The sequence below is a fragment of the Streptomyces sp. NPDC058051 genome (assembly GCF_042885475.1).
Taxonomy (GTDB): Bacteria; Actinomycetota; Actinomycetes; order Streptomycetales; family Streptomycetaceae; genus Streptomyces.
Map to the genome: position 1 here is coordinate 48,516 of NZ_JBHVRW010000032.1, position 26,293 is coordinate 74,808.

A 26,293-nucleotide genomic window follows, 5' to 3' on the forward strand; every position below is an offset into this window, starting at 1 on the left:
TCAGTAGGGCTTCACCAGCACATGGGCCGCGCCAGGGATACCGACCTTCAGCAGCTCGTCCTCCTCGGGCGTGGTCTGCGTGCCCGTCTCCTGCTTGAGCACCGCACGCGACATGGCCTGCACCCACATCGCCCGGGGACGGCGGCGCGCCTCCCACGTCTTGAGGGCCGCGGCCACGTCGGTCTCGGCGTCCAGCGACTCGGCGAGGACCAGCGCGTCCTCGACGGCCATCGCCGCACCCTGCGCGATGTGCGGGGTGCAGGCATGCGCCGCGTCACCGGCCAGCGCCACCCGGCCGACGTGCCACGGCTCCTCGACCGTCACCTGGGAGATCCGCGAGTACACCACCGAGGCCGGGTCGGTGACGGTGGCGAGCGCCTCGGCGACCGGTCCGGAGAACATCGGCAGCCGCTCCTTGAGCTGCTCGTGCGCCCGCTCCGGGTCCGGCCGGAAGTCCGCGGCCTCCGCGAACACGGCGCCCAGGTACATCAGCTCGTCGGTGATCGGCGTGAGCAGCGCCTTCGCGTCCTGGCCCGCGCTGCCCATCACGACGCCCCGCACCTGGGGCTGCCGGGGCACCGTCACCCGCCAGTTCGCGAAGCCGGTGTACTCGGGGACGTAACGGTCCCCGTAGAGCCGGGTGCGCAGCGGCGAACCGATGCCGTCGAAGCCGACCACCAGGTCCCAGCGGCCGGCGGAGCCGTCGGAGAGCGTGACGTCCACACCGGAGCCGTCGTCGGCCAGCTCGGTGATGGTGGTGCCGAAGCGGACCGTGGCTCCGGCGGCGACGGCGGCGGCGTGCAGCACCTCGGCCAGGGCGGGGCGCGGGATGCCGTTGTTGGAGGGGGCGTCGCCCATGCGCGGCTGGGGTATCTCGGCGAGCGTGTTGCCCGCCGGGTCGGCAATGGTCAGGATCTCCCACTCGAAGCCCGCCTCCAGGCACGCGTCGAGAACCCCGATCTCCCGCATGACGTGGAGGGCGTTGGACGGCTGGATGATGCCGACGCCGAGTGCTTCCAGCCCGTCGCGCAGCTCGGCGACCTCGACGGTGTGGCCGCGCCTGGCCAGTGCGGTGGCGAGGGTGAGCCCGCCGATGCCGCCGCCGTGAATCAGGACGCGCAGGGGTGATGCCATCTCAGATCTCTCCAGAGCGAGAAAGTAAGGGGAACGGGCGGTCAGCCGGCCGTGACGGGCAGGCTCATCAGGTGATCCACGAGGGCGAGCAGCACGTCCCGGCTGAACGGCCGCTCGCGGACGTCGCCGATCAGCAGCGGAACGTGCGGATCGAGGTCGAGGGCGGTCCTGATCTCGTCCGGTGTACGGGTGTTGTGGCCGTGGAAGCAGTTGATCGCGACCACGAACGGAATATTGCGGCTCTCGAAGAAGTCGATCGAGGCGAAGCTCGTCTCCAGCCTGCGCGTGTCGGCGATCACCACACCGCCGAGCGCCCCGTTCACCAGGTCGTTCCACATGAACCAGAAGCGTTCCTGGCCGGGCGTGCCGAAGAGGTAGACGACCAGTTCGGGACTGACGGTGATCCGGCCGAAGTCCAGGGCCACGGTCGTCGTGTCCTTCTGACCGACACCGGCCAGGTCGTCGACGCCGATGCTGGCCTTGGTCAGGTACTCCTCGGTGCGCAGCGGCGTCACCTCGCTGATCGCGGCCACCATGGTGGTCTTGCCGACGCCGAAGCCGCCGGCGATGAGGATCTTGACGGCGGCGGGGGCCGCCTGACTGCTTGTCATGTTGGTTCAGAGTCTCCGGAGTCCGTCACGAACGGCGGCCAGCACGCCCCTGTCGGCCCCGCCGGCCGCGCGCGCGACCGAGAGCGGGGCGCGGGCCAGCAGCAGGCCCTGGGCGACGAGGTCGGCCAGCAGGATCTTGGTCACCGATACCGGGAGGCCGAGGCCGGACGAGACCTCGGCGACCGCGGACGGGCGGTGGCAGCGCTGCAGGATCAGCCGGTGCTCGGGCTGGAGCCTCCCCGGCAGGATCGGCGCACCGTGCTCGTCCCGAGGATCCTGCGCGGTCGTGAGCACGGTGATGAGGGTGAAGTCGTCCCGCTCGGGGGCGGTCCGGCCCCGGGTGATGGTGTACGGGCGCACCATCGTGCCCGCTCCGTCCTCCTCGGCCTCCTCCTCCCAGTGCGGGGTCACGCGCGCTGCCCGTCCCCGGTACCGAAGGCGTCGAAGTCACCTCGGGTCGGGGTGCCGAGCTTCTGTCCCACCTGCTGTACGAGGTTGTGCATGGCCAGCGACATGATTTCGGCATCCACCTCCTGGGAGGCGATCACGGCCAGGTGGGTGCCCTGGCCGGCCGAGATGATGAAGAGCCAGAGGTCCGCCAGTTCGACGATCACCTGGTGCACGCCGCCGCCGTCGAAGAGCTGACCGACACCGCGGGCCAGGCTCTGCTGACCGGTGCAGATGGCGGCCAGCCGCTCGGCGTCGGCACGGTCGATGGTGCGTGAATGGCTCACCACCAGACCGTCGTCGGAGAGCAGGATGGCGTTCCGGGTCTCGGCCACCGAGTCCACCAGGCCGTCGAGCAGCCAGTCGAGATCCTGGTGGGTGGCGGTTGTGCGTGTCATGGCCGTTCTTCTCTCGTAGGGAGGGGGGTGGCGGACGGTGCGGGCTGCTTCGGCGTCTCGGTGGTCGCGCGAGCTGCGCGGGACCGGCGCTGGAAGGCTCCGATGGCGGCTCCGGCCCGGCGCGGGGCCGGTCGCGGCAGGGTCTCCTCCCGGCCGGACGGATCGGGTGCGGTGGCCGGGGCGGCCGGGCCGATCCGCAGTTCGTCCACCAGGCTGGCCTGCCGGACCCGGCGCGGCAGCGGGGGTTCCGCAGCGGGCGCGGACGCGGTCGGCCGGTCGGGTCCGCTCGCCGCGAGGAGGGCGTCCGGCTCCGGTGGCGCCGGATGGTCGGGCACGGACACCGGCAGCCGCGCGGGACGCCCGGTGCCCGGTTCGGACTGCCGGGGCCCCGGGATCGGGAGGCGGCCGGGACGGTCCGCCCCGGTGCCGGAGGCGTACGGAGCGGCGTACGACTGCCCCGGGGCGGGATACGGCACGTCGGGCGTCGGGTAGGGCTGTTGCGGGGCCGGGAACGGCTCATCGGACGCCCGGTACGGCGGCTGGTCCACGGGGTACTGGCCGGCCGCCGTCATGTACGGCCGCTCGGCGTCGTCGTACCCGGCCGCGGGCGCGGAGTACGGCGCAGCCGGTGCGCCGTAGGGGCTCGCAGGCGGCGTCCCGTAGGGCCCCTCCGGTGCGGGAACCGTGTTCTCCGGCGCCGCCGCCGGGTAAGGCTGCTCCCGGCCGTCCGTGTACGGGTTTCCGGTGGCCTGGTACGGCTGTTGGTCCTGTTCCGGCCGGTTCTGTTCCGGCGTCTCGTGGGGCTGGTCGGCGGTGGCCGGGGGAGCGCTTGCGGTGTGCAGCGCGGTGACTCCGGCCAGGGCCTGGCCCTGTACGCGTGTGGGCAGCGCCTCGTCGGGCGCGGTGGCCGCTTCGGGGGCCACCGACGGGGAGGGCACGCCGACCGGGCCGGACTGCGGCGCGGCGACGGTGAGCGCGTCGGGGACGAGCACCACGACCCGGGTGCCGCCGTACGCCGAGGAACGGAACTCCACCCGCAGGTCGTACTGGTCCGCGAGGCGCGCGATCACGTACAGACCGAGCCGGATGTCGTCGGAGTGGGCCAGGACGTCCATCCGGGGCGGCCGGGCCATCAGCTCATTGGCGGCGGCCAGCTGGTCCTCCTCCATCCCCAGGCCCCGGTCCTCGACCTCGATCGCCAGACCGCGGCTCACCCGGGCGGCCCTGACCTCGACCGGACTCGGCGGCCGGGAGAAGCTGAGCGCGTTCTCGATGAGCTCGGCCAGCACATGCGAGACCGGGCCGACGGCCCGCTCCGCGAGCCAGGGGCTGCCGTCGAGATCCAGCATCACGCGCCGGTAGTCCTGCACCTCGCCCTGGGCGGAACGCATCACGTCCAGCAGCGGAACCGGCTTGCGCCAGCGCCGGTGCGGGGAGCCGCCCGAGAGGATCACCAGGTTCTCCTCGTACCGCCGCAGTCGGGCGGTGAGGTGGTCGAGGTCGAACAGGCCGTCGAGCACCTCCGGGTCCTCGTGCTTGCGCTCCAGTTCGTCCAGCTTCTTCAGTTGCTGGCCGATCAGTTGCTGGGTGCGGCGGGCGATCCGCTGGAGCAGCCGCTCGAAGCCGCGGTGCTGGTCGGCCTGGGTGACGGCCGCCGTCAGCGCACTGGTGCGCGCCAGGTTGAGCGCGTCGCCGAGGCGGGTCAGCTCGTCGGCCCTGCCGCTTCCGCGGTCGTGCTCGATCGCGCGGGCCTCGGCCTCGACGTCGATGCGCTCGCCCCGGCCGAGCCGTTCGACGACATCGGGGAGGGTCTTCTCCAGCTCCTCGGCCCGCTCCTGGAGGCCGCCGATCCGGCGGCGGAGGTTACGGGTGAGGCGCCAGGTGGTCCAGATGACGGCGATCACGGCCAGCAGGCCGACCACCGTGGTCAGCACCATCGTGAACAGCAGTGACATCACGCTGCCCTTGCCCTCGTCGACCACGAGGGCGGTGCGGTGCTCCAGCAGCTGCTCCAGTTGCGGAGTGAGGTCGTCCATCGCGCCGCGCCAGGTCTTCTCCTTGACGCCGACATCGACGAAGCCGGCGCTGTCGGCATCGGCCGGGCGCAGCACCTCGTTCTCCACGCGCGTCTTCGTCTGCCAGGCCGGACTGCGGGTGATCTTCTCCCACATGGCCTTCTCGTCCGCGGGCAGATAGGGGACGACCTTGGTGGAGTACTGGAGCGACTGTCCGGAAACAGCCTCCCGGACCTGCTTCAGGTCCTCGGTGCTCAGCTTGCCGTCGGACCAGCCGCGCTCCAGCAGGGCGTCCGAACGGGAGATCATCTCCTTGGTCCAGAAGAGGTCGGCCAGCGGCTGCGAGAGGGTGGTGATCCTGCCGTTGTCGACATGGCTGAGCGCCGAGAAGAGTTCGAGGTCCACCGCGATCAGGTCCGTGTAGTAGCTGTACACGGCCTCCTGCTGATCGTTGCCGCCCTGGTCGACGAGGGTGCGCTGGGCCGGGAGTTGGTTGATCGCCTCGCGCGCCCTGCGGACCGCGTCCCGGACTTCGGAGGGGGCGTCGCCGGTTGCCACGTCGGACAGGGTCCGGAAGCTCTCGACGGCGTCGTCGGTCTTCTTGCGCTGGCGCTCCAGCTCGTCGGTGGCGCCCTTGTCACGGGCGAGCGCCTCGGCACTGAGACGGCGCTCGGCCTGCAGGTTGTAGTACACGATATTGGACGGCTGACCGGCCTTCTCGGCCAACTGGCCCTGTGCCGCCTGCCGTTGGAAGTCCAGCAGGGTCTGTCCGCTGGTGACGGCCCAGAGGGCGGCCAGGGCGACGCCGGGAACGACGGCGAGTACGAGCAGGGCCGTCCGTAGCGACATCGTGGTCGATGGGGTCCGCCGTGAGAGGCGCGTGCGCAGGGCGTGCTCCTTGACGATGGTGCCAGCCTCACGACTGGTCAATTCCGTTGAGAACTCCGACACATAGATATTAGTCACACTGCAAAAAAGGAAAGGAAGTGGGCTCACAAGTGCATCACTGATCAGACACACCTCCGCCATCAAGATGCCGGAGGTGCCCGCTCCGACCGCCCCGAGCGGCGGTCCGGTTCATCACGAGCGGCGGTCCGGTTGATCGTGGGCGACGGGCCGGTGAGGCGGGCCGGTGATCACGAGCGACGCCGGCCGCGACCGCACGGGCCCGCGAACCGGTCCGGAAGGCTCTCCGGAGGCCACGGGAGACCCTTCGCGCAGGCCGCGTCCGTACGGGGGGACGCACCCTGCGGTGTGCGCACGTGAATCCATCGCCCGGGTGGGGCGCGGCGCGCCGTACGGGTGAAGTGCGATCGGCGATATATCTGTATTTAGTGCCTTTTGCTCGCTCTATGACATCCAGCCGTCCGACACCCGACCGGGGCGGGCGCGGGACTCCCCACGGGTCCGTATGACCGCGCTCATCGTCTGCCACTTCGTCCTGGCCGCCTTCGCACGCCCGCTGGTACGAGCGTGGGGCAGGCGCGCCTTCGTCGTGCTCGCGCTGCCACCGGCCGCCGCCACCGTGTGGGCGGCCACGCAGTGGGACACCGCGGCGTCCGGTGGCGCGGTCACCTGGACCTGGCAGTGGATGCCGGTCTACGACGTCACCGTCGACCTGCGGCTCGACGCACTCGCCGAGCTGATGGTGCTGCTCGCTGCCGGAATCGGCACGCTCGTCCTGCTGTACTGCGCCTCCTACTTCACCGATGAGACCCCGGAGCTGGCCGGCTTCGCGGGGAACCTCCTCGCGTTCGCCGGAGCCATGCTGGCCCTGGTCCTCGCCGACGACCTGATCGCGCTCTACGTGTTCTGGGAGCTGACCACGGTCTTCTCGTACCTGCTGATCGGGTACGACAGCGAGCAGAAACACAGCCGCCGCTCCGCGCTCCAGGCGCTCACCGTGACGACGCTCGGCGGACTCGCGATGTTCGTCGGCTTCCTGATCATCGGTCAGACGGCGGGCACGTACCGGATCTCCGCCATCCTCGCCGACCCGCCCGGAGCGAGCGCCGCCGTCTCGGCCGCCGTGGTGCTGATCCTGTGCGGGGCGCTGTCGAAGTCGGCGATCTGGCCGTTCAGCGTCTGGTTGCCGAACGCCATGGCCGCACCCACCCCCGTCAGCGCCTATCTGCACGCCGCAGCGATGGTGAAAGCGGGCGTCTACCTGGTCGCCCGCCTGGCCCCCGGCTTCGCCGACGTGCCGGTCTGGCGGCCCGTCGTCATCATCCTCGGCGCCGCGACCATGCTGCTGGGCGGCTGGCGGGCGCTGCGCCTGAACGATCTCAAGCTCGTCCTCGCCTACGGAACCGTCAGCCAACTCGGCTTCCTCACCCTGCTCGCCGGTGTCGGCAACCGGGACGCGGCACTGGCCGCCGCCGCCATGATCCTGGCCCACGCCCTGTTCAAGGCCCCGCTGTTCCTCGTCACCGGCATCGTCGACCACGCGGCAGGCACCCGCGATCTGCGCAGGCTCTCCGGCGTCGGCCGGGCACTGCCGCACGTCTGCACGGTCGCGGTGGTGGCAGCGGCATCCATGGCCGCCCTGCCTCCACTGCTCGGTTTCGCCGCGAAGGAGGCCGCGTTCGAGGCGCTGCTGCACGGAGACACCGCGGACCGCTGGGCCCTGGGCGTCGTGGTCGCTGGCTCGACGCTGACCGTCGCGTACACCGTGCGCTTCGTCTGGGGCGCCTTCGCCCGCAAACCCGGCGTCGAGGACACCCCCGTCCACCGGGTCGGCCCGGTATTCCTCGCGCCGCCCGCCCTCCTCGCGCTCTGCGGGCTGGTGCTCGGCCCCGGCGTCGGGTGGACGAACCGGCTGCTCAGCGCGTACGCCGACGCCTTTCCCCGGCCCGCGCATCCGTACCATCTCGCGCTCTGGCACGGATTCGGCACCGCCCTGCTGCTCTCGGCCGTCGCCCTGGTCGGCGGTGTCGTGCTCTTCGTCGCGCGCACGGGCGTGACCCGGCTCTCCCGAAGGATCGCCTGGCCGACCGCCGACAGCGTCTTCGGGCACCTGCTGCTCGGCCTGGAGAGGTTCTCCCTCCAGCTCACCGGCTTCGTCCAGCGCGGCTCGCTCTCCGTCTACCTCGCCACCACCCTGCTCGTGATGCTGGCCGGCCAGCTCGCCGTCCTCGTCGCGGACCGGCCCTGGCACGGGGCGGCCCTCCCGAAGGTCTGGGACTTCCCGCTGCAGGGTGCCGTCGCCGTACTGACCTGCGCGGCGGCGCTTCTGTGCCTCACCGTCAACCGCCGGATGAAGGCCGTGGTCCTGGCGGGTCTGACGGGATACGGCGCGGCGCTCCTCTTCGTCGTCCAGGGCGGCCCGGACCTGGCGCTCACCCAGTTCTGCGTCGAGACCGTGTCCATGATCGTGTTCGTGCTGGTGCTCCGGCGGATGCCGGTCCACTTCCAGGAGTCCGTCAGTACCTGGCGGCGTGCCGTACGCATCCCGGTGGCGCTGGCCGCGGCGGCGACGCTCGGCGTGGTGGTGTGGGTCGCGGCGGCGGCCCGCACGGCGGACCCGGCCGGCGCCGCCATGGTGAAGGAGACCGCCCACCACGGACTCAAGGATGTCGTGGCCACCATCCTGGTCGACCTGCGCGCCTGGGACACGATGGGGGAGTCCGCGGTGCTCGCGGCGGCGGCGATCGGGGTGACCAGCCTGATCTACCTGCACCGCCGCACCGAGGGACCGTCGCTCCAGGAAGAGCTGGAGGGACGCACCGCGTGGTCGTTGACGGCCCCCGAGATGGCGGGGCTTCCGTACGGCGACGAAGGGGCACCGGAGCGCAGTTGGCTCGCGGCCGGCTCCACACTCGCCCCCGAACACCGCTCGATCGTCTTCGAGGTCGTGGCCCGGCTGCTGTTCCACCCGATCCTGGTGCTCTCGGTGTACCTGCTGTTCTGCGCCGAGAACATGCCGGGCGGCGGCTTCGTCGGCGGGCTCGTCGCCGGACTCGCTCTGATCACCCGCTACCTGGCGGGCGGCCGTTTCGAACTCGCCGAGGCCGCGCCGCTGCAACCCGGACTCTTCACCGGCCTCGGCCTGTTCATCTCCACCGGCGTCGCCCTGCTCGGCCTCGCCGACGGAACGGTCCTGCACGCCTGGACCCACCACGGCCGACTGCCCCTGATCGGGGAGTACGAGGTGGGCACCCCGGTCCTCTTCGACTTCGGCGTGTATCTGCTGGTCCTGGGCGTGGTCCTGGACATCGTGCGCGCCCTCGGCGCCAAGATCGACCGGCAGATCGAGCGAGCGGCGATCGACAAGGCAGCCGCGGCGAGCAGCGGCACCCCACCCGGCACGGGAGGCATCCCCGGATGACGGTCAGCTTCTCGCTCCTGGCCACCGCCTCGGTACTGTGCGCGGTCGGCGGCATCCTCATGCTCACCCGGCCCCTCACCCGCATCCTGCTCGGCGCGGTCATCGCGAGCAACGGCATCAATCTGCTCGTCATCGCCGCGAGCGGTCCGGCCGGCCGGGAACCGCTCCTCTACGGCGTCCCGTTGGGGCAGATCACCGATCCCCTTCCCCAGGCCATCGCGCTGACGGCGATCGTCATCACCCTCGCCACCACGGCGTTCCTCCTCGCCATGGCCTACCGCAGCCACCAACTGACCGGCACGGACGAGGTCCACGACGACCAGGAGGACCGGCGCATCGTCCTGCGCGCCGAAGTGCTGGGGGAGCGCGCCGAACTGCGCGACCGGTACCGGGCCGCCCCGGAGATCACGGACGAGCAGCGTGCCCGGTACCGCGAGGAGCGTCGGCGTCTGCGGGCCAGGCTCCGCGCCGACCGCGCCCTGCAGGCCCGGGGCCGGTACGCCACCGGGGACCTCTGGCACGACGTACTGGGCGCGGACCCCGAGGACTACGCCCAGCAGCAGGACCACTCCGCCGACGCCGACCCGGGAGCCACCGGATGAACGCACTCGTCCCCCTGCCGGTGCTGCTGCCGCTCTGCGCCACCGGCCTGAGCCTCGCCTTCGGCACCCGGCTCAAGCAGGTCCAGCGCCTCATCAGCGTCGCCGTGCTCACCGCCGTCCTCGGACTCTCCCTCACCCTGATGATCGTCGCCGACATCCGGGGCCCGCTCTCCGTCCACCTCGGCGACTTCGCACCCCCGCTCGGCATCACCCTGGTCGCCGACCGGCTGTCCGGGCTGATGCTGACCGTCTCCTCGGCCATCACGCTCTGCGTGCTGATCTACTCCCTCGGCCAGGGCATGGCCGACCGGGACGAGGAGACCCCCGTGGCGGTCTTCCACCCCGCGTACCTGATCCTGGTCGCCGGCGTCTCCTGCACGTTCCTCGCGGGCGACCTCGTCAACCTCTACGTCGGCTTCGAGATCATGCTGGTCGCCAGCTTCGTCCTGCTCACTCTCGGCGGCACCGGACCCCGCGTCCGCGCGGGCTCCACCTACGTGATCATCTCGCTGTTCTCGTCGATGCTGTTCCTCACCGCGATCGCCATGACCTACGCGGCGACCGGCACCGCCAACTTCGCCCAACTGGCCGGACGACTCGCCGAACTCCCGCTCGGGGTACAGACCCTGATCCAGGCGATGCTGCTCACCGTCTTCGCCATCAAAGCCGCCGTCTACCCCCTGGCCGCCTGGCTCCCCGACTCGTATCCGACCGCTCCCGCCCCCGTCACCGCGGTCTTCGCCGGCCTGCTCACCAAGGTCGGTGTCTACTGCATGCTGCGGACGGAGACCCTGCTCTTCCCCGGAAACCGGCTCGGCGACCTGCTGATGGCCGCCGCACTCGCCTCCATGGTCGTCGGCATCCTCGGGGCCGTCGCCCAGACCGACCTGAAACGGCTGCTCTCCTTCACCCTCATCAGTCACATCGGCTTCATGGTCTTCGGTATCGGCCTCGCCACCCGGGAGGCGTACGGAGGCGCGATCGTCTACGTCGCCCACCACATCACCGTCCAGACCACCCTCTTCCTGGTGGCGGGGCTGATCGAGCGCCGGGGCGGCACCACCGAACTCACCCGGATCGGCGGCCTGGCCAAGGCCGCCCCCCTGCTCGCCGCCCTCTTCTTCGTACCCGCCATGAACCTGGCAGGCATTCCGCCGCTGTCCGGATTCATCGGCAAACTGGGGCTGATGCGGGCCGGTGTCGCCGACGGAAGCGCCTGGGCCTGGACCCTCGTCATCGGATCGGCCGCGACCAGCCTCCTCACGCTGTACGTGATGGCCAAGGTCTGGAACCTGGCGTTCTGGCGGGCCGCGCCCCCCGGGCAGGCCGCGTACGGCACCGTCCTGGAGTCCGACTCCGACGAGGACGACGACTCCGACGAGGGCCCCGACCACATCCCCGGAAGCGGCGACGAACCGGTCTTCCCCCGCCATCAGCCCGCCGGCCGCGCGGTCGCGGCCACCCTGCACGGACACGCCGTCACCACCACCACACAACTGCCCAGGCTGATGACCGCGGCCACCGCGGCAGCCGTCGCCCTCGGACTCGCCTTCACCGTGTTCGCCGCGCCACTCACCTCGTACACCGACCGGGCAGCCGCCGAACTCCTGGCCCGCGCCCCCTACGTCGAGGCGGTGCTCGGACGGTGAAACGCCTGATCAAGCTGTCCTTCCGGAACAAGGACCTGCCGCCGCTCAGCTGCGAGTTCGGCAAGCGGGGACGTGTGCTGGACCTCCCGCTGATCGCCTGGCTCACCCTCATCTGGTTGATGCTGTGGTCCAGCCTGCACTGGGCCAACGTCCTGATCGGCGCCGTCGTGGCAGTCGCCGTCTGCCTGGCCTTCCCGCTGCCCCGGGTCGACCTCGGACTCCGCCTGCACCCCTGGGGCATCCTGAGACTCACCGGCTATCTGCTCTACGACATGTACACCTCCGGCGTACGGGTCACCCGGCAGATCTTCGTCGGCTATCCGCACCGGGCGGCCGTCATCGCCGTACCGCTGCGCTGCCGCTCCGACCTGATGCTCGCGGCCACCGCCGTCGCCGTGTCGAACGTGCCCGGCGGTTCGGTCATCGAGGTGCGCCGCGCCACGGCCACCGTCTTCCTGCACGTCCTTGACGCGGACCGGCCCGCCGTACTCGACGCGGCGCGGCACTCGGTCTGGCGGCTGGAGGAGCTGACGGTACGGGCCTTCGGCACCGCCGACGAGATCGCCCGCGTCGCCGGACCGCCTCCACCGCTCGCACACGACAGGAGGGGCGGCGCATGAGTGTGCCGGAGACCGTCGACCGGGCGCTGCTCACCGCGGCCGTCGTCGTGATCGTCATGGCCGGAGCGGGGCTGCTCGCCCGGATCTGGCGCGGTCCCTCCATGCTGGACCGGGCCATCTCGCTGGACGTGTGTGCCGCCCTCATCGTCGCGGGCCTCGGCGCCAAGTCCGCCTTCGCGCGCGACCCCTTCTACTTCCCGATCATGCTGGTGCTGGCCTTTCTCGGCTTCACCGGGTCGGTCGGCATCGCCCGCTTCATCGCCGCACGCGACCGGCCGGGACGGCGCGACGCGATCGGAACCGGGAGCCGGGAGCCACGCAACGACGGCGAGGGGGAACCACGATGAGCACCTGGCTCCAGATCCTCGACACGGGCGGCGCGGTACTGGTCTTCATCGGCGCGGCCGTCTGTCTGCTCGGTGTGATCGGGATGCTCCGGCTGCCGGACGTGCTGTCCCGCAGCCACGCCGCCACCAAACCGCAGACGCTCGGCATGCTCCTGGTCCTCGCCGGGGTCGCCCTGCGCCTGCGCACCGGCATGGACCTCGCCACGCTCGCGCTGATCGGCTTCTTCCAGCTGATGACCGGACCGGTCGCCGCCCACCTGGTGGCACGGTCCGCCTACCGCACGGGTCAGACCGATCACAGCGAACTGCTCTTCGACGAACTGGACGAGCAACTGACCGAGGAGAGCTGACGCCCCTCCTCAGTGCGACGCACCGCAGCCGCCGCCCCGCGCTCATCCACCACGGATGACGGGACAACCCGTAGCCTCCGAGCATGCTGCGTATCGCCGACGCCCGCACCGGCCACCCCGTGGACATCCCCGCCGCCCCGCGCCGCCTGCTGCGCAGCTGCGTCCATCTGCCGGCCGTCGGCGCCGGGATCGGGCCGCTGCACCTGCGTGTGGCACTGATCGGTGACGTGCTGGCGCGCGTCGCGGAGCTGAACGGGCTGCAGGTCGTCACGGTCCTCAGCACACCCGTGCTGTCACCGGATCAGGCCGGGGCGCTCGACCGCGTGATGGCGGTGCTCGGCATCCACCCACCCGTCGTCGTCGCAGGCCATCATCCGGACGGGGCGCTCGGCGGCCCGGCCGACATCCATGTGGTCGCCCGTGGCGCCGAAGCCGACGACGTGACGGACGGGGTCCGGATCGACGTGGGGCAGGTCGGCACGGCGTCCCAGGAACAGGAAGAGGGCGTGCCCGGGCCCGGCCCTGTTCTCGCCCCGGATCTCCCGGACGTGCTCGAACCGGACGTGCTCGAACCGGACGTGCTCGAACCGGACGTGCTCGAACCGGACGTGCTCGAACCGGACGCACTCGAACCGGGTGAACGTGAACCGGGCGTACTCGAACCGGGCGTACTCGAACCGGGCGTACTCGAACCGGGCGTACTCGAACCGGACATGCGTGAACCGGGCGTACTCGAACCGGAGGTCGCGGATCCACTGGCGGTGCGCCTGCTGTTGCTCGGCCACCCCTACGGCGCACCCGTCACGTTCACCGGTGAGGCGCTGGCCGATGCCCGGCGGACACTGCGGTGGTGGCGTCGGCAGGTGGCCGCATGGGCGCGGGAACCGTCCAGACCGATCCCCACCGAACTGCTGCGCCGGTCGCATGCGGCGCTCGTCGACGATCTCGGAGCCGATGCCGTCCTGGATCTGCTGGCCGATGTGGCGGGTCGGTCCGATGTGCCGCCCGGCGCCAAGTTCGAGACGTTCGCCCATCTCGACCGCGTGCTCGGCCTGGACCTCGTCCGCGACATCGGCCACGAGAGCCGCCCGTGAGGGCCCGAGGCCCTGTGGGCGGACACCGCGTCCGCCCATGAGGTCTCTGGAGCCTCAGTAGCACGCGGCGGCAGATCAGGAACACCACGGACCGGGGTCAGCGGCGCAGCCCCAGGGCCTCGTGGCCCGCGTAGCGGGCCTGGGTGCCCAGTTCCTCCTCGATGCGCACGAGCTGGTTGTACTTGGCGGTGCGGTCGGAGCGGGACAGCGAACCGGTCTTGATCTGCCCACAGCCGGTGGCGACGGCGAGGTCGGCGATGGTGGTGTCCTCGGTCTCGCCGGAGCGGTGCGACATGACGACGGTGTATCCGGCACGGTGGGCGGTGGCGACGGTGGCCAGAGTCTCGGTGAGCGTACCGATCTGGTTGACCTTCACCAGGATCGAGTTGGCGATGCCGTCACGGATACCGGCGCGCAGCAGCGTCTCGTTGGTGCAGAAGACGTCGTCGCCGGTGAGCTGGCAGCGCCCGCCGAGCCGGGCGGTGAGCGCGCGCCAGCCGTCGTGGTCGTCCTCGGCCATCGGGTCCTCGATCGACGCGATGGGGTAGCGGTCGACGAGCGCGGCCAGGTAGTCGGCGTGTTCGGCGGGGGTGCGGCGGACGCCCTCGCCCGTGTAGTCGTACACGCCGTCGTGGAAGAACTCCGAGGTGGCCGGGTCCATGACGAGGGTGATGTCGGTGCCGGGCTTGTATCCGGCCTGCTCGACGGCGCGTACGACGAAGTCCAGGGCTTCGTCGGCGGTGCGCAGGTCGGGCGCGAAGCCGCCTTCGTCGCCGACGTTCACGCTGTGGCCGGCGGCGAGGAGGTTGCCGCGCAGGGTGTGGAAGACCTCCGAGCCCATGCGGACCGCCTCGGCGAAGGTGGCCGCGCCGATGGGGGCGATCATGAACTCCTGGAAGTCGAGCGGATTGTCCGCGTGCGCGCCGCCGTTGACGATGTTCATCATCGGCACCGGCAGCAGACGGGCGTCGACTCCGCCGACGTAGCGGTACAGCGGCAGACGGTGGGAGGCCGCGGCGGCCTTGGCGGTGGCCAGGGAGACGCCCAGGACCGCGTTGGCACCGAGGCGCCCCTTGTCGGCTGTGCCGTCCAGCTCGATCAGGGCCGCGTCGACACTCGCCTGGTCGTCGGCGGACAGTCCGACCACGGCATCCGAGATGGAGTCGTTCACGGCGTCGACCGCGCGCCGGACGCCCTTGCCGTGGAAGCGGGCGGGGTCGCCGTCGCGCAGTTCGACCGCCTCGCGGGCGCCGGTGGAGGCGCCGGACGGGACGGCCGCGCGGCCGAGCGACCCGTCCGAGAGATGGACGTCGACCTCGACGGTGGGATTGCCCCGGCTGTCGATGATCTCGCGTCCGACGACTCGGTTGATGACCACGGGCACGTTGCTGCTCCTCGCGTTCGTGCCGCCTTGCGGCGGCATTAAGTTCCAATCGGAAACAAAGTGCGTCCTGAAAAGGAACCTACTATGGGTCCATGAGGATGCACAACGCTGACGAGACCTGCGGCATCGCCCAGGCGGCCGTCGTCCTGGGCGACTGGTGGAACGTACTGGTGCTGCGGGAGATCGCCCGCGGGCACGTCCGCTTCGACGCGCTGGCCGCCGAGATCGGTCTGTCCCGCAACGTCCTCACCGAGCGGCTGAGCCGGCTCGTCGCCCGCGGGGTGCTGCGTCGCAGCCTCTATCAGCGGCGGCCGGTGCGGTACGAATACCTCCTCACCGATTCCGGGGCCGCGTTGCTCCCCCTGCTCGTCGCCATGCAGGACTGGGGCGACCGATGGGTGCTGGGCGACGGCAGCCTCAGCGCGACGGCCGCGGCCGACGGCGCCGAGCACGCCCGCGTGCACGCCCTGGCCGGCACCCGGCTGCCCGACGGCATCCAACTGCCCAGCACGCAGGGCGCCGACCTGCCGCTCGTCTCGCCGGACGCCCTCGCCACCGTGCTGTTCGCCTACCCCGGCGCAGGAGCCGAAGGGGACGAGTCCATCCCCGGAGCCGCCGGTTGCACGCTGGAGAACCAGCTCTTCCGGGACGCCTGGCCCGACTTCCGGCGAACCGGCGTGGACGTACGCGGAGTGAGCACCCAACTCGTCCACGAACAGGAGGCGTTCGCCCGCGCCGAGGGGGTGCCGTACCCGCTCTTCTCCGACTCCGACCACCAGCTGGCCGCGGCCCTGCGCCTGCCGACCTTCCGTAGCGCGGGCCGACTGCGGCACAAGCGACTGATCCTCGTCGTCGATGCTGAACGGACCGTACGGGCAACGCTGTTCCCGGTCGTCGACATCCCGCACGCCGTCGCCGAGAGCCTGCGCCTGGCCGCGGACTGCGCCCGGCAGGCGTAGGAGGCCCCTCCCGTACCCCTCCGCCCATTGAGGCGGACGCCCACTACAGACGCCCACTACAGACGCCCGCTACAGAACAGGCGCCCGCTGCAGACGCCCGCTGGCGGATTTCGACCCCGTTGATGCCCCGGCCGAGCCGGTCGACCTGTTCCTCGGCTGGCTGAGGGCGGCGGTCGCGGCGGGTGTGCCCGATCCGCATGCCATGACGCTGTCGACTGTCGGTGAGGACGGTGGCCCGGACTCCCGGGTGCTCATCCTCAAGAACGTGGACGGTGAAGGCTGGCAGTTCGCTGTGCACGCCGGCAGTCCCAAGGGTCGTCAGCTGGCGTCCCGGCCCCGCGCGGCGCTCACCTTCTACTGGCCTCTCCCGGGAAGGCAGGTGCGGGTGAGGGGCACGGTCGAGCCCGCGTCCCCCGAACAGAGCGCCGCCGACCTGCTCGCACGTGCACCCTCCGCCCGCGCCGAGGTGCTGCTGGGCCGCCAGAGCGACCGACTGGCCGACGCCGAGGAGCGCGACCGGGCGTTCCGTGCGGCGCTGGCCCGCATCCAGTCCGACCCTGCCCTGGTCAGTCCGGAATGGACCCTCTACACCCTCGTTCCGGCCGAAATCGAGTTCTGGCAGGCGGACAAGAACCGCCTCCACGCCCGGCTGCGCTACGAACGCCCCGACCGTGGCAGCTCCTGGGAACGCCACATGCTGTGGCCGTAGAGCCGTAGAGCCGTAGAGCCGTAGAGCCGTTGCTCCTGCCGGTGCCGGTGCCGGTGCCGGCATTGGCATTGGCAGGAGACGTGCGTCGGTCCCTGCGGCGGCGGCCAGACGGGGAGATCCATTGACATATGGCTTGAATCGGGCAAGAAGTGTCGAGGTGATTCTCCCTGTGAGGCCGATCACTCCTTCTCCGGACTGCCCCCTTGGCGCGCCTTCGGTTGCGCCGTCTCGGCAGAATCTGCGCGGAAGTTGTCCGGATAGGGGCGTGGCGAGCGCGGAGGGTCGCGCGGCACGTCCGGCGCAAGATCGGCTGTTGCTACTCTCCGCGTTTGAACGGCTGCACTTCGTAGTCGTTCGGGTGGGTGTTCCACGCCTGTCCCTGCCGACGAACCTGAGGAAGACCTCATGCGTATGCGCTTCATCATGCCCACGGTCGCGGCTGCGGCTGTGCTCGTTGCCACGGCGGCCACGTTCACCGCTCCGGCTGCGGCCAGCTCCGCGGCCCGTGGCGAGCTGACGTACGGCAGTGAGATCCTGCTGCAGAACCAGTACCGGGGTGACGGCGGATACCTGGACACCAACGGTGTTTCCACCCATCAGGGCGCCACGTACGACGTGAGCACGAACCGGACGCCCAACAGCCGGGGGCCGAGGACGTCGGTGTGGAAGGTCGTCTCCGCCGCCGGCAAGGCCAACGGCGCGCGTGTCGTGAGCGGCGACGTGGTGTACCTCGTCAACCAGTACTCCAGCGGCACCTACCTGGACGCCAATAGTGTCTCCACCCATCAGGGTGCCAAGTACGACGTGTCCACGACCGCCACGAAGGACCGCGGCCCCGGCACGAGCAAGTGGCACATCTTCGGCAAGACCTCCTCCCCGGCGGACGGCGCCATCCGCACGGACTCCCTCGTGCACCTGCTGAACGACTACGGCTCCGCCAACGGCGGCTTCCTGGACACCAACGGTGCCTCCCGTCAGGGTGGTGCCCAGTACGACGTCTCCACCAGTCACTACACGGACCGCGGCCCGGGCACCGGCTCCTGGAAGGTGCTGCCCGCCTCGTGAGCCCCGGCCCTGCCGGCCACCTCCCCGGGGCGCAGCCGCGGCTCCGGGGAGCGGGGGCCTCCCGGCCTCCTGGTCGGCTCGGCTGCGGTGGTGCTGCCCTTGGGCGGCTACGGCCGACAGGTCGGCGAGAGCAAGCAGGTCCCTGGGCCCGGCCCCGGCGTCGAGGCGGCTGCGCGGCTGTGCCTCCCACCGGACCGTCACGGGGGCGGCGGGTGTGCCGCGCCGCAGTGATCACCGGCGTCGTCCTTCGGCGCGGTGGTCGAGTCGGGCAGGAGCAGGCGGAAGGTGCAGCCCAAGCCGGGGCGGTTGTCCAGTTCGAGGCGTCCGCCGTGTGCTGTCGCGATGGCGGCGGCGATGGCGAGTCCGAGGCCGGAGCCGGGTTCGGGCCGGGCCTCGAAACCCGGTTCGGAGGGCTGGTCGAGTGGCGTCGCGCGGTAGAAGCGGTCGAAGACGAGGGGGGCCTCGTCGGGCTTGATGCCGGGGCCGTTGTCGGCGACCTCGATGACGCAGACGGGTGTGCCGGGCGGCAGTGGCGGGCCGCTGCCGAGGCCCCCCTCGGAGTGGGTGCGGGTGGCGCCGACTCTGACGTGGACGCTGCTGTCGGCGGGAGTGTGGGTGCAGGCGTTGGACACCAGGTTGCCCAGTACCTGGGCGAGTTGGTGGGGGTCGCCGGGCGCCTCGACGATGTCGAGGTCGCGTTCGGGGTCGGCGGGGTGGGTGGTGAGTGGCTCCAGGGTGATGGTGCGGTGGGGGTGGCGTATCGCTGTGGTGGCGATGGCGTCGGCCGCCAGGGAGAGGAGGTCGACGGGTTCGCGGTGCGCGGCGGGGGTGTCGCCGAGCTTGGCGAGGAGGAACAGGTCGTCGACGAGGCGGCTCATCCGGTCGGCGTTGTGGGCGATCAGGGTGTGTGCCTCGTGGCGCCGTCGGCCGGGCATGCCGGGTTCGTCGAGGAGGAGTTCGGCGAAGCCCTGGATGGCGGTGAGCGGGGTGCGCAGTTCGTGTCCGGCGTCCGCCATGAAGTGGCGCAGCTGAGCTTCGGAGGTCTCCCTGCGGTGCAGGGCGGTGCGCAGCCGGTCGAGCATGGTGTTGAGGGCCAGGCCGAGCCGCCCGACCTCGGTGTCCGGGTCTGCCGCGGGGACGTTGAGCAGGGTGCCCTCCGTGATGTGCCGGGCAGTGTGCTCGACGCGGGTGAGCGGGCGCAGTCCGATGCGGACGGCACCGTTGCCCAGGACGACGACTCCGACGGCGACGGCCACGCCGAGGCCGAGGCTGAGCCAGAGGAGTTTGGTGGTGGCGCCGTCCACGGTGTCCAGGGGGAGGGCGACGACGGCACGCATGTGGTCGGGCCCGGAGTGGACGACCACTCGCCATCCTGACCCGGTGACGCCGCCCTCGCCCGGAAGGGTGCTCGGCCGCCCGGTGGCCAGGCCCAAGTCGGCTGCTTGCTGCGGGAGCCGGGGCCCTGCGCCGTTGCTGCTTCCCAGGGAAGTGCGCAGCAGGCTTCCGTTTTTGTCGTAGAAGAAGACGCGGTAGTCCGAGGGCAGCGCGTTGTCCGAGTTCAGCGGTTGAGGTGCTCCGTCGTCGGCGATGTCCTCGTAGACGCGGTCCGGGGGCCGGAAGTGGGCGAGCCGGTCGTCGACCTGGTCGGTGAGCCAGCCGCGCAGGACGGTCAGCCCGGCGAACTGGCACAGGAGGACCGCGCTGGTGGCCAGCAGGCCGGCGATCAGGACGAGGCGGCTGCGCAGGGAGCGTGGGCGCAGTCGGTGTGGCCATCTCATCGGGTGGCCGTGTTGGTTTCGTCGCGTGGTAGTCGCAGGCAGTATCCGACGCCTCGTACGGTGTGGATGAGTGGGGGTTCGTTGCGGTCGATCTTGCGGCGTAGGTTTTTGACGTAGGTGTCGACGATGCGGGTGTCGCCGGAGAAGTCGTACTGCCAGACCTGTTGGAGGATTTCGGTCTTGTCCAGGACGTGTTCGGGGTGGGTGAGGAGGCAGGCCAGGAGGCGGAATTCGGTGGGTGACAGTTTCAGTGGGTGGTTTGCGCGTCGTACTTCGTGGGTGTTTTCGTCGAGGGTGAGGTCGGCGTAGCGCAGGGGTGGGCGGGTGTTGGTGGTGGTGGCGGGTGCGTTGCTGCGGCGCAGGATGGCGCGGATGCGCAGCAGGACTTCCTGGATGTGGAAGGGTTTGGTGACGTAGTCGTCGCCGCCGGAGCTCAGGCCGATGATGCGGTCGTCGACGCCGGTGCGGGCGGTGAGGAACAGTACGGGTGTGTAGATGCCCTGGGCGCGCAGGTTGCGGGTGACCTGGAAGCCGTCGGTGTCGGGCAGCATGACGTCCAGGACGATGAGGTGGGGTCGGCGGTTGCCGGCCTCGAACATGGCTTCCTGTCCGCTGGAGGCGCCGGCCACGGCGTAGCCGGCGGCGCTGAGCGCGGAGGTGAGCAGCGTGCGGATGCTGATGTCGTCCTCCACGACCAGGACGGTGTGCCCGGCGGCGGGAGTGCGCGGAGGGGTGTGCTGGTCGATCACGTTCTGACACCTCGGGGTACGGGCAGGCGGAGCCGCAACGGGGCGGGTCCTGGTCGTGCGGCGCAAGGGTAATCGGAGAACCTGTACACAAAAATCTCAAATCGAACTTTTACGTACTTACTCCGGCATCCCGGGCGGTTTCTTCGGGGGGTGGGGCGGCCCGGGATGCCGGGGTTCTCAGCCGGTCGCGCCGGTCACCTCTTTGTCTTTGGCGAGGGCGGTGGTGCGGTCGGTGACGGTCTTGGTGAGCTTGGTCACCGCGGTGTCCAGTTCCTTGGAGTCGGCGCCTGCGGAGCGGGCCTGTTCCGCGATGTCCTTCAGCTCTGTTGTCGCTGTGCCGGAGCTGTAGAACTTCTGGTAGAGCTCGCGGTATGCCTTCTTGTAGATGTCGTCGAAGACGTCGGAGTCGAGGAACTTGGTCTTCAGGACGTGCTGCATGAAGCCGCCCTTGCCTCCCTTGGCATCCGCACCGGCCCCACCGGGCATTCCCTCCGGCATTCCCTCGGGCGCACCTTCGGGCATTCCTTCCGGCATTCCTTCGGGCATGCCCTGGGGCATTCCTTCTGGTGCTCCGCTCGGCATGGTGTTGGGCTGGTCTTGTGGGGTGCCGGAGGGTGCGGCACCGTCTGTCTGGCCGGTGGTGCCGTTGGCGGTGTTGCCTCCGTTGGTGGTGTTGCCTCCGGTGTTTGTGCTGGCGCCGGGCATGCCGCCGCCCATGCCGATGGAGTCGTCGGGGCCGGCTGCTGTGTCTCCGCTGAAGGTCAGGTTGTAGTCCCAGCCCAGGACGGAGAACTTCTTGGTGTCCAGGTCGTACCAGAGCAGGTAGTTCTTGCCGGGTCCTGCCATGTCGTCGAAGTTCAGCAGGAGGTTCTGCGTGGCGATGTAGTGGGCGAGCGAGTCGACATCGACGTACGTGTGGAGGTCGCGGGCGAACTCCTTGTCCGAGGCGCTGTCGGCCCACTTGATGAGCTTCATCACCGGTTCGAGGTCCTGGCTGCCCTTCTTGTTGAGCTGCTTGAAGGAACTCTCGTACTTGGTGGGATCGTTACCCTTGTACTCGAAGCTGCCGCTCGCTTTCGCCTTGTAGAGCACGCCGTTGCCGTCGGCGACGTCGTCGGCGTAGTCGGTGTCGGGCGCCTCGACCATGAGGCGGGCGACGGCGGGCCGGTTGTTCACCTTCACCTCGGTGAAGGCATACCGCTCGGCCTTCTGCCCGCTCTCTTCGGTCAGCGACAGCGACAGCGCCTCATTGAGAGGCACCTGACTGTTACTGCCCGGACGCAGCGAAATCTCCCGCTCGCCCTGGTAGGCCCGGCCCTTGACATACTCATCGATCTTGACGAGCCAGGGCAGTTCCTCGGGCTTGTCCGCAGACAGGTTGTACTGCACCATCCCGCCCATGCCACCAGCCCCACCAGGACCACCAGGACCACCAGCCCCACCAGGACCACCAGCCCCACCAGGACCACCAGCCCCGCCGGGGCCGCCGGCCGCCTTCTGGTCCTGGCCTCCGGCCCCACCCCCGTTGCCGGCGGCGCCACCGTTGCCGGGGGCGCCGCCGGCGGGGGCGCCCTGCACGCCTTCGGGCAGGTCCCGGCCGCCACCGGGCATGCCCTTGTTGCCGCGCAGGGACGACAGGGTGGAGTTGCCCTTGAGACGGATCCCGACGTCATTGAGGTAGACACCGTCGATCGTGAGGTCGGCCTCGATGTAGTCCTTGGTGCCGTCCTCCTTGAACTCCTTCATCATCTTGTCGAAATCGGTCTGCTGGTACGTGAGCTGGACGGAGTGCTCTGCCGAGGTGTCGTACAGGCCCACCGTGCCCTCGACGTTGTCGGTGACGGCGTCCGCCTCGACCCGCGAGGACGACGTCACATACGGGGAGATCCGCGCGTCGCCGAGGAAAGCGACCACCGCGGCGAGCCCCACACCCAGCGCCGCGGTCGGCTTCCAGTGATGACGCAGCCGGACCGGCACCCGGTCCCGCAGCCGCCGCCCACGCCGCACAGGGGCTACGCCGCTCATCACAGATCCGTCGTGTCGTAACCGGTCAGCACCGTCACCCGCTGGCCGGACGTCCGCTCCTGCAGCGCACCGACCAGATCACCGGGCTCGGCACCCTTCTTCAGCCGCACCGTGTAGAACACCTCGTTGAGCGCACCCCCACGGATCGTCTCCGTACTCACCAGCTCGAACTCGCTCGTGTACTTGATCAGCACGTCACGGATCTGCGGCGTGTAGTCCTCACCCGCCGGGACCTGCACCTTCACGACCTGACGCTGCACATTCAGCGCGAACCAGTTGAACTTGAACATCACCAGGACGACCGCGCAGATCACCACCGCACCGACCGCGGCCAGCGTGTAGAACCGGGCACCACAGGCCATACCGATCGCCATGGCCAGGAAAATGAACCCGACGTCCCTGGTCTCCTTCACCGCATTACGGAAACGGACCACCGACAACGCACCGACCAGCGAGAACGCCCGCGCCAGGTTCGACCCCACGACCAGCATGATCAAAGCGACGATCATGCCGACAATGACCAGAGTCTGCACGTACGACTGGCTGTAGGAAACATTGCGGTGCGTATACCGGTACGTGTAGCCGATCACCGTGGACAGAATGAACGACAGCGCCATCGCCGCCACGACATCCGCCACACTGAACGTGCCACTGAGTTCCTGCAGATCGAAATTCACTGTGCTCCTGCTTTCAGCAGCGCATCCCGCGACTGCTGCTCGATAAGAGTAGAAGTAGAGGTGGGGGCGGGGGTGGTCGGTGGGTAATCCGCCTCATTGACATGGAAGACCGAACGCGGCGCCAGACCGAACGCCTCGATGGACTGCACGTACTTCGAGATCCGGACAAGACTGAGATTGCGCCGCGCGGCCAGATCAGTGATCCAGTGCGGAGTCCGCTCATTCACCTTGATCTCCATGACCGACATATGCGGCGGGATCGTGAACCGGTTCTCCGGCGTCGCGATACCGAAATGGAAATCCCGGTCCCGGCCACGGATCCGCCGGTCGAACGTGACCCGCAGACCGGTATCCGCGTCCCGCCCCACCAGGGCCTCACGCTGATACCCCGTGATCGCGGCAGGCCGCAGATCCAACCGCACAACAAGTTCGAGAACCTCCTGAATGAAGGCACTCTCCCTCGCCGAGTGATCCACCATCTCCCGCCCGTCACACAACTGCCGCGCCACACCATAAGGAAGAGTGATACGACGCTTCTGCGTGACCCGGTTCACACGCTGCTTGATCTCCACACACACCGGGGAATCATCAGTGACCCCATCAAGACTGCCGTAATGCCGGATACGCAACTTGCGGCGAAACTTCAGCCCCTCGATCTTCTCCCAGTAAAAACGGAGCTGAGGCGTGTCGTAATACAGACTCCACACGCCATACCCACCGACCGGACTGTGCAGATCCTGATCCATCCGCTCAGCCAGCTCATCCCGGATCTCAGCCGCCTGCTCCACCGGGACCAGATACTTCAGCTCGAACCGGTTGAACGCATGCAGCCGACTGGCCACATGCACCGGCTCATCACTCCCCTGCTCCCCGCTGTCAGCGGCCCGGGCCTCGTCTGCCCGGCCCTCACCCGCCGCGCCTGCCTTCGACAGGAACACCATGCGCCTCCTTGCTCATACGTTGCGGACCGACCGGCCACACACACGCAACCAACAGCGCATGAAGAGCCCATGAGAATCACGGGTGGATTCCAGGAGTCTTCGAAGAGAAGAAAGAGTTAACGCCAGGCGACAGAGGAGCCTTGTGGAGAGTGGGCCGGCCACGGCGTACTGAAATGTCGAGCTATTGCCGGTCCCGGGAAGTTCACCTCTTCCTCGGGCGGCCCGGACAGGGCTCGGCGGGGAGCGGAGCCTGAGTGCCGTCCTTCATGTACGCCGCGCGGGCGGCCCAGAGGGCGACGGCATATCCGGCGGGGCCGGAGTCGATGACGGCGACGTCGCGTATATCGCTTGTGCCTTATGCCGTCTTCTCCGGGGCGATCTCGGCGATCAGGCCCTCGATCAGAGTCTTGATCGCGTCACGGATCGGGCGCACGGCCTCGACGCCCTGGCCGGCCGGGTCGTCGAGCTTCCAGTCCAGGTAGCGCTTGCCGGGGAAGACGGGGCAGGTGTCGCCGCAGCCCATGGTGATGCAGACGTCCGACTCGCGGACCGCGTCGATGGTGAGGATCTTCGGTGTCTCCTGGGAGATGTCGATGCCGACCTCGGCCATGGCCTCGACGGCGGCCGGGTTGACGGAGGTGCCCGGGTCGGAGCCTGCGGACCGGACCTCGACGCGGTCCCCGGCCAGGTGGGTCAGCCAGGCGGCGGCCATCTGGGAGCGGCCCGCGTTGTGGACACAGACGAACAGGACGGACGGCTTGCCGGAGGACTCGGCCACGGTGATCGTTCTCTCTCGTCGCATGGCGGTACCAGCCGCCCATGACTTCAGCCCCCGCCGGCATCAGCGGGCAGTGATGTGACAGTATCAGTGCATGCTGACTTCAGTCGATCCTGATGTGATCCGGGTGCTGGGTGATCCGCTCCGCCTTCAGATCGTGACCCTGCTGGCGCGCGAGACGCTCTGCACGACGCACCTGGTCGAGGAGACCGGGGCCAAGCAGACCAACCTGTCCAACCATCTGAAGGTGCTGCGTGAGGCCGGGCTGGTGGAGACCGAGCCGTGTGGCCGTTTCACCTACTACAGGCTCAAGCCCGAGGTCCTGGCCGGCCTGTCCGAGCAGTTTGCCGAACTGGCCGCCTCCGCCCGTACCGCCGTCGAGAACAAGAGAGCCTGCCCGTGACCTCCACCGAGCCCACGACCGCCTCCACCCGGGGCGCAGGCCCGGCCGGGAACGACTCGATCGTCAAGAAGCTCTCCGTCCTCGACCGCTACCTCGCGGTGTGGATTCTGCTCGCCATGGCCGTCGGTCTCGGCCTGGGCCGCCTCGTTCCGGGCCTGGACGACGCGCTCGCGAAGATCGAGACCGGCGGGATCTCCCTGCCGATCGCGCTCGGTCTGCTGGTCATGATGTACCCGGTCCTCGCCAAGGTCCGCTACGACAGGCTCGACCGCGTGACCAGCGACCGCAAGCTGATGGTGTCCTCGCTGGTCATCAACTGGATCGTGGGACCGGCGGTGATGTTCGCGCTGGCGTGGATCTTCCTGCCGGACCTGCCCGAGTACCGCACCGGCCTGATCATCGTGGGACTCGCCCGCTGCATCGCCATGGTCATCATCTGGAACGACCTCGCGTGCGGCGACCGTGAGGCCGCGGCCGTCCTGGTCGCCCTGAACTCGGTGTTCCAGGTGCTCGCGTTCGGCCTGCTGGGCTGGCTCTACCTCGACCTGCTGCCGCGCTGGATGAACCTCGGCGACGGCCAGGGTCTGGACGTGTCCGTGTGGCACATCGCGCTGAACGTCGTCATCTTCCTCGGCGTCCCGCTGCTGGCCGGGTTCCTCACCCGCCGCATCGGCGAGCGGAAGATGGGCCGCGAACCCTACGAGCGCCGATTCCTGCCGAAGATCGGCCCCTGGGCGCTGTACGGGCTGCTGTTCACCATCGTCATCCTCTTCGCCCTCCAGGGAAAGGCGATCACCTCGCAACCGCTGGACGTCGCGCGTATCGCCCTGCCTCTGCTGGTGTACTTCGCGGTCATGTTCTTCGGCACCTTCTGGCTCGGCAAGACCCTCGGCCTGGCCTACGACCGCACCAGCACCCTGGCCTTCACCGCGGCGGGCAACAACTTCGAACTGGCCATCGCGGTCGCCATCGCCACCTTCGGAGTCACCTCCGGCCAGGCTCTGTCCGGCGTCGTCGGCCCGCTCATCGAGGTGCCCGTCCTGATCGGACTCGTCCACGTCGCCCTCGCCTGGCGCAAGAAGTTCACGCCCGCCACCCGCACCACACCGGGAAACAACAGCTGACGTACTTTCGCGCCGCAGGGTGCGCCGCAGACGCCGCTGGCACTGCCGTCGGCACCTGCCGGTGATGCGGAGCCGGCGTGCGCGCGAAGCGTGCCCGCGTCGCGACC

At 69.7% G+C, this 26,293-nt stretch carries 24 protein-coding genes; 11 read left to right on the forward strand and 13 right to left on the reverse strand.

The features are described from left to right. The 5 genes from ACFVUT_RS33340 to ACFVUT_RS33360 are packed head-to-tail and all read right to left on the reverse strand — an operon-like array spanning position 1 to position 5,454. A complete protein-coding gene (locus ACFVUT_RS33340; protein WP_389658069.1) occupies positions 1 to 1,134 on the reverse strand; it encodes an FAD-dependent monooxygenase in 1,134 nt (377 codons plus the stop codon). A gap of 41 nt (positions 1,135 to 1,175) precedes the next feature. Further along, on the reverse strand, positions 1,176 to 1,745 hold the full coding sequence (locus tag ACFVUT_RS33345) for an ATP/GTP-binding protein (protein ID WP_389658072.1): 570 nt from the start codon (positions 1,743 to 1,745) through the stop codon (positions 1,176 to 1,178). 6 nt (positions 1,746 to 1,751) lie between these two features. Beyond that, entirely contained in the window at positions 1,752 to 2,156 is a 405-nt protein-coding gene (locus ACFVUT_RS33350; RefSeq protein WP_389658075.1) for a DUF742 domain-containing protein, read from the reverse strand. Then, positions 2,153 to 2,590 carry a roadblock/LC7 domain-containing protein gene (locus tag ACFVUT_RS33355; protein ID WP_389658078.1) on the reverse strand — a complete coding sequence of 146 codons (438 nt, stop codon included), beginning with the start codon at positions 2,588 to 2,590 and terminating at the stop codon, positions 2,153 to 2,155. Before ACFVUT_RS33355 ends, ACFVUT_RS33350 begins: the two co-directional genes overlap by 4 nt. After that, positions 2,587 to 5,454, reverse strand: a complete 2,868-nt coding sequence (locus ACFVUT_RS33360) for a nitrate- and nitrite sensing domain-containing protein (RefSeq protein ID WP_389658081.1) — start codon at positions 5,452 to 5,454, stop codon at positions 2,587 to 2,589. The genes ACFVUT_RS33355 and ACFVUT_RS33360 overlap by 4 nt, the downstream gene beginning before the upstream one ends. 562 nt (positions 5,455 to 6,016) lie before the next feature. Here ACFVUT_RS33360 and ACFVUT_RS33365 point away from each other — a divergent pair. From ACFVUT_RS33365 to mnhG, 6 genes are read left to right on the forward strand one after another with little or no spacing between them, the layout of a single operon-like run. Further along, positions 6,017 to 8,932 carry a Na+/H+ antiporter subunit A gene (locus tag ACFVUT_RS33365; protein ID WP_389658084.1) on the forward strand — a complete coding sequence of 972 codons (2,916 nt, stop codon included), beginning with the start codon at positions 6,017 to 6,019 and terminating at the stop codon, positions 8,930 to 8,932. After that, positions 8,929 to 9,534, forward strand: a complete 606-nt coding sequence (locus ACFVUT_RS33370) for a Na(+)/H(+) antiporter subunit C (RefSeq protein ID WP_389658087.1) — start codon at positions 8,929 to 8,931, stop codon at positions 9,532 to 9,534. The genes ACFVUT_RS33365 and ACFVUT_RS33370 overlap by 4 nt, the downstream gene beginning before the upstream one ends. Then, entirely contained in the window at positions 9,531 to 11,183 is a 1,653-nt protein-coding gene (locus ACFVUT_RS33375) for a Na+/H+ antiporter subunit D (protein WP_389658090.1), read from the forward strand. The genes ACFVUT_RS33370 and ACFVUT_RS33375 overlap by 4 nt, the downstream gene beginning before the upstream one ends. After that, entirely contained in the window at positions 11,180 to 11,803 is a 624-nt protein-coding gene (locus ACFVUT_RS33380; protein ID WP_389658093.1) for a Na+/H+ antiporter subunit E, read from the forward strand. The genes ACFVUT_RS33375 and ACFVUT_RS33380 overlap by 4 nt, the downstream gene beginning before the upstream one ends. Next, positions 11,800 to 12,150 (forward strand): monovalent cation/H+ antiporter complex subunit F, encoded by a 351-nt coding sequence (locus ACFVUT_RS33385; RefSeq protein ID WP_389658096.1) that lies wholly within the window; start codon positions 11,800 to 11,802, stop codon positions 12,148 to 12,150. Before ACFVUT_RS33380 ends, ACFVUT_RS33385 begins: the two co-directional genes overlap by 4 nt. Beyond that, the gene (gene mnhG / locus ACFVUT_RS33390) at positions 12,147 to 12,500 is read left to right on the forward strand and encodes a monovalent cation/H(+) antiporter subunit G (RefSeq protein WP_389658099.1); all 354 of its coding nucleotides are present in this window, start codon (positions 12,147 to 12,149) and stop codon (positions 12,498 to 12,500) included. The genes ACFVUT_RS33385 and mnhG overlap by 4 nt, the downstream gene beginning before the upstream one ends. Before the next feature lie 293 nt (positions 12,501 to 12,793). Here the strand turns inward: mnhG and ACFVUT_RS33395 are convergent, their stop codons facing one another. Next, positions 12,794 to 13,633 carry a pentapeptide repeat-containing protein gene (locus ACFVUT_RS33395; RefSeq protein ID WP_389658102.1) on the reverse strand — a complete coding sequence of 280 codons (840 nt, stop codon included), beginning with the start codon at positions 13,631 to 13,633 and terminating at the stop codon, positions 12,794 to 12,796. A gap of 58 nt (positions 13,634 to 13,691) precedes the next feature. After that, positions 13,692 to 14,972: a phosphopyruvate hydratase gene (gene eno, locus ACFVUT_RS33400; RefSeq protein WP_389658179.1), complete on the reverse strand. Its 1,281-nt coding sequence runs from the start codon at positions 14,970 to 14,972 to the stop codon at positions 13,692 to 13,694. A gap of 98 nt (positions 14,973 to 15,070) precedes the next feature. Here eno and ACFVUT_RS33405 point away from each other — a divergent pair, with 98 nt between their 5' ends. From ACFVUT_RS33405 to ACFVUT_RS33415, 3 genes are all read left to right on the forward strand, one after another. Continuing rightward, positions 15,071 to 15,937 carry a winged helix-turn-helix transcriptional regulator gene (locus tag ACFVUT_RS33405; RefSeq protein ID WP_389658105.1) on the forward strand — a complete coding sequence of 289 codons (867 nt, stop codon included), beginning with the start codon at positions 15,071 to 15,073 and terminating at the stop codon, positions 15,935 to 15,937. Positions 15,938 to 16,037: 100 nt separating this feature from the next. After that, a complete protein-coding gene (locus ACFVUT_RS33410; RefSeq protein ID WP_389658182.1) occupies positions 16,038 to 16,646 on the forward strand; it encodes a pyridoxal 5'-phosphate synthase in 609 nt (202 codons plus the stop codon). A gap of 405 nt (positions 16,647 to 17,051) precedes the next feature. After that, complete coding sequence (locus tag ACFVUT_RS33415; protein ID WP_389658108.1) at positions 17,052 to 17,711, forward strand: hypothetical protein; 660 nt, start codon at positions 17,052 to 17,054, stop codon at positions 17,709 to 17,711. A 197-nt stretch (positions 17,712 to 17,908) separates the two neighbouring features. Here the strand turns inward: ACFVUT_RS33415 and ACFVUT_RS33420 are convergent, their stop codons facing one another. The 6 genes from ACFVUT_RS33420 to ACFVUT_RS33445 form a co-directional block, all read right to left on the reverse strand. Further along, positions 17,909 to 19,489, reverse strand: a complete 1,581-nt coding sequence (locus ACFVUT_RS33420; protein ID WP_389658111.1) for a sensor histidine kinase — start codon at positions 19,487 to 19,489, stop codon at positions 17,909 to 17,911. Next, positions 19,486 to 20,238 (reverse strand): response regulator transcription factor, encoded by a 753-nt coding sequence (locus tag ACFVUT_RS33425; protein WP_389658114.1) that lies wholly within the window; start codon positions 20,236 to 20,238, stop codon positions 19,486 to 19,488. Before ACFVUT_RS33425 ends, ACFVUT_RS33420 begins: the two co-directional genes overlap by 4 nt. A gap of 177 nt (positions 20,239 to 20,415) precedes the next feature. Further along, positions 20,416 to 22,263 carry a CotH kinase family protein gene (locus ACFVUT_RS33430; protein ID WP_389658117.1) on the reverse strand — a complete coding sequence of 616 codons (1,848 nt, stop codon included), beginning with the start codon at positions 22,261 to 22,263 and terminating at the stop codon, positions 20,416 to 20,418. Continuing rightward, complete coding sequence (locus ACFVUT_RS33435; RefSeq protein ID WP_389658120.1) at positions 22,263 to 22,940, reverse strand: DUF4956 domain-containing protein; 678 nt, start codon at positions 22,938 to 22,940, stop codon at positions 22,263 to 22,265. Before ACFVUT_RS33435 ends, ACFVUT_RS33430 begins: the two co-directional genes overlap by 1 nt. Next, a complete protein-coding gene (locus ACFVUT_RS33440; protein WP_389658185.1) occupies positions 22,937 to 23,782 on the reverse strand; it encodes a polyphosphate polymerase domain-containing protein in 846 nt (281 codons plus the stop codon). Before ACFVUT_RS33440 ends, ACFVUT_RS33435 begins: the two co-directional genes overlap by 4 nt. A 454-nt stretch (positions 23,783 to 24,236) precedes the next feature. Further along, positions 24,237 to 24,683, reverse strand: a complete 447-nt coding sequence (locus tag ACFVUT_RS33445) for an arsenate reductase ArsC (RefSeq protein ID WP_389658123.1) — start codon at positions 24,681 to 24,683, stop codon at positions 24,237 to 24,239. A gap of 70 nt (positions 24,684 to 24,753) precedes the next feature. On the opposite strand from ACFVUT_RS33445, the gene ACFVUT_RS33450 reads away from it, so the two are divergent. Further along, positions 24,754 to 25,062 carry an ArsR/SmtB family transcription factor gene (locus ACFVUT_RS33450; RefSeq protein WP_389658126.1) on the forward strand — a complete coding sequence of 103 codons (309 nt, stop codon included), beginning with the start codon at positions 24,754 to 24,756 and terminating at the stop codon, positions 25,060 to 25,062. Next, entirely contained in the window at positions 25,059 to 26,186 is a 1,128-nt protein-coding gene (arsB, locus tag ACFVUT_RS33455; RefSeq protein ID WP_389658129.1) for an ACR3 family arsenite efflux transporter, read from the forward strand. The genes ACFVUT_RS33450 and arsB overlap by 4 nt, the downstream gene beginning before the upstream one ends. Positions 26,187 to 26,293: the final 107 nt, after the last annotated feature.